This window comes from Acinetobacter rudis (genome assembly GCF_000829675.1).
Classification (GTDB): domain Bacteria; phylum Pseudomonadota; class Gammaproteobacteria; order Pseudomonadales; family Moraxellaceae; genus Acinetobacter; species Acinetobacter rudis.
Genome location: NZ_BBRX01000131.1, coordinates 1 through 3041, shown reverse-complemented (window position 1 = coordinate 3041; position 3041 = coordinate 1). Strand labels below are relative to the sequence as shown.

Annotated in this window: 4 protein-coding genes; 2 read left to right on the top strand and 2 right to left on the bottom strand. The window is 33.2% G+C overall.

Going from position 1 to position 3041, the window contains the following annotated elements; translation table 11 throughout:
* Positions 1-35 precede the first annotated feature (35 nt).
* The gene (locus Aru01_RS18115) at positions 36-518 is read right to left on the bottom strand and encodes a DUF2938 family protein (protein WP_016655528.1); all 483 of its coding nucleotides are present in this window, start codon (positions 516-518) and stop codon (positions 36-38) included.
* Positions 519-591: 73 nt separating this feature from the next.
* On the opposite strand from Aru01_RS18115, the gene Aru01_RS18110 reads away from it, so the two are divergent.
* Positions 592-981, top strand: coding sequence for a MerR family transcriptional regulator (locus tag Aru01_RS18110; protein WP_016655529.1), 390 nt, complete (start codon positions 592-594; stop codon positions 979-981).
* 134 nt (positions 982-1115) lie between these two features.
* On the opposite strand, the gene Aru01_RS18105 is transcribed toward Aru01_RS18110, so the two are convergent.
* Entirely contained in the window at positions 1116-1736 is a 621-nt protein-coding gene (locus tag Aru01_RS18105; protein ID WP_016655530.1) for a TetR/AcrR family transcriptional regulator, read from the bottom strand.
* Positions 1737-1796: 60 nt separating this feature from the next.
* On the opposite strand from Aru01_RS18105, the gene Aru01_RS18100 reads away from it, so the two are divergent.
* Positions 1797-2678 (top strand): alpha/beta fold hydrolase, encoded by an 882-nt coding sequence (locus tag Aru01_RS18100; protein ID WP_016655531.1) that lies wholly within the window; start codon positions 1797-1799, stop codon positions 2676-2678.
* The last annotated feature ends 363 nt before the right edge of the window (positions 2679-3041 follow it).

Here is a 3041-nt window from a genome sequence, read left to right as displayed (position 1 = left end):
AGATGTCATAAGGAGCAATGCAAAATATCTTTGGGTTAAACGTTGTATATGAGTAGATAGGATAGGTAGATTCCCAAGCCGAAGACAAAGTGTGCTATCAAGCTGTTTTTTCTGGCTTGTTTCGGTTGAGGTGTAAGCTGTGCGAAATAACCAAAACCAAAAGCAGGTTGTAAAATTAAAAAAGGTGCAAGAGTGGTAAGCAACCCATAAACAATACTAGTTAATAAATTCACTGGATAGAAACCTAGACTGCTGAGCATTAAGTAACACCAAACGAAGATAATCCCAGTCACATAATGTACACCCCAGCCAACGATCAGTTCCCCAGGTTTAGCTGCTGCTTGTGCGATATTTTGATGCTTAAATGTGCCATCAAACCAACTCAATACCCAACGCCCGACAAATGCATAGTTTGCTGGTTTTGTTTGAGTGATTTTCTTGCGTAAATAAGAAAACACGTCCAGAAAGAGTGTTGCTAAAATCCCAATAATAATGCTCTGTATGAGTAATTGCGTCATTAGTTCTTGCCTAAATTTAAACTTAAGATGAATATAGTGTTCAACTTCAAGTTAACTTCAAGTCAAGCACGTTATGAAAGAAATTGATATTGGTGATTTATCAAAACAGTCTGGGTTATCGACTGCAGCAATTCGGTTTTATGAAACGAAGGGTTTGATTAAACCCATTGGTCGCAGTGGTTTAAGACGACAGTATACAGAACAAACCTTACAAACTTTAGGATTGATTCGATTGTTGAAAAAAAGTGGCTTAACGCTTAAAGAGATTCAACAGATTTTTATTATGGACAATAAAATCAAGATTGATCGAGATACTTTAGAAAATAAGATTATCAGCATGCAAGAAAAAGTTCAGCAGCTCAATATATTGATTCAAACTTTACAGCATATTCAGCACTGCCCGCATCCTGATCATTTGGCTTGTCCAACTTTTATTAAACTCCTCGCTTTAAAAGATGAATAGCTTGATGGGGCAGTACACTTTATTTGTTAGGTATATTGAATTGGTAAAATATTCCTGTGCTATTTTAATATCGTGTTGTGCAAGAGTAGTTTGAATCGAAGAATACTATGAAAAATTTCAGGTATAGTTTGAGATCATTCATTAAATATACTGTTGAGTAGGATATTTAAACCTAATTCAAAAATTTGATTTTGATCTTCTATCGTCCAATATGACTTGGCTTTAGCCAATAAAGCATCTTCATCGCTTATATTTTGTTTAACTGCTAGGTGATATCCCTTTGCATCATCAATACCAACACCAATTAAATAATAATTTATGACACGTAAAAAATAGCTGGCTTGTTTTTGTGAAAGATTTGCAGCTTCAAGGATCATTAAAATTTGATTCATAAAGTGATTTCCACTCTTGGTATTTAATGGATGAACAGCAAGGATTGGAAAAAAATTAGGGTGTTGCTGTGCGAGTCTTCTCCACTGTCTTGCGATCGATATTAGCTGTTCTTTGGGATTATTTTTTTGATTTTCAAATGTGATTTTTGAAATTAAGTGGTCGACAATTTGATCGAAGATCTGGTCTTTATTTTTCATGTGATAGTAAATGCTCATCGCTTCACAATTGAGTTTGTGAGCAAGCTTACGCAAGCTAAATCCATCGATTCCGTTGTCTTCAATCATGCTGAGTGAGGATTCAATAATTAATTCTTTTGATAAATTGAGCTTTGATTTCTTTAGTTGATCAGATGGAATTGACATATTTTTTTTTTACCGAGTAATTTACCTTACAGTGTAAGTCTAGCATAAGAGGAAATAAAAATGCACCATACATTGCAAAGCTGGAAGGAAGATGGAAGCTATATTGATTTTAAAAATTATAAAATTTTTTATAAATTTTCATCTAAATCTGACGCACAGACCATTTTATTGATTCATGGTTATCCAACGAGTTCATTTGACTGGTCTAAAATTTGGGATCAGTTATCCGATAAATACCAAGTTGTAGCTATTGATTTACTTGGTCTTGGTTTTTCAGACAAACCTAATAAATATAACTACTGTGTTCAAGATCATGCCGATCAATGTATACAATTATTGAGCTATTTGAATTTAGATCATGTTCATTTGATTGGACATGATATGGGTGTGGGAATCATTCAAGAGTTACTTGATCGACAACTGAAAAAAAATTTATTTTTCAATATTCAGTCTGCTATTTTTATGAATGGGAGTTTATTTGCAGAAGTCTATCGACCACGTTTAATCCAAAAAATTATGGCAAGCTCATTGGGGCATTTAATTACCTCTTTTTTGTCTTTTGATATGTTTGCAAATAGTATGAAAAATATGTTTGATCAAAATAATCAACCGAGCAATTTCGAACTTGAGCAATGGTATCAACAATTAAAAATCAAGAATGGCGAAAAATGTTTAGTAAGATTGAATCGTTCAATTTTTGATAGATTTAAACATCGTGATAGACTTGTCAACGCACTAATACAAAGTCCAATTCCAATGCTGCTTATTAATGGGAAGACTGATCCTAATTCAGGTCAACATATGGCTCAGAGGTATAAAGAAATCATTCCTGATCCACAGATAATTGAAATAGACAATTGTGGGCACTGGACGCCTTGGGAAAAACCGCTGATCGTATTGAATGAAATTGAAAATTTTTTAACTTTAACAATGCATTCATAATAGTTTTATCCAATGGAGCGTAAAACCTCACCGTTCAGGGTGAGGATATAAGCGATGGGTGTTAGCCACAATTATTAAGCTATTTACTCGGATTGAAATAGCGGCTTTAGGAGAGTAATTAACCAAATAATGAATATGGTCAGCTTCCCATTAAATTCAACTCATTCAACTTCAAAGTCTAAACAAACTTTTTTAAATATTTAATTCATTGAGGCCAACATTTTTCGATATTTAGTCACCAAAACACAATGAACGTGTATATTAAAAACACAGTGATGACTCACTCTTATTTCTTGATTTTTTAAAATAGACCAACTAATATATTAAACATGAAAACCCTCAAGTTACGTATAAGAGATAAAT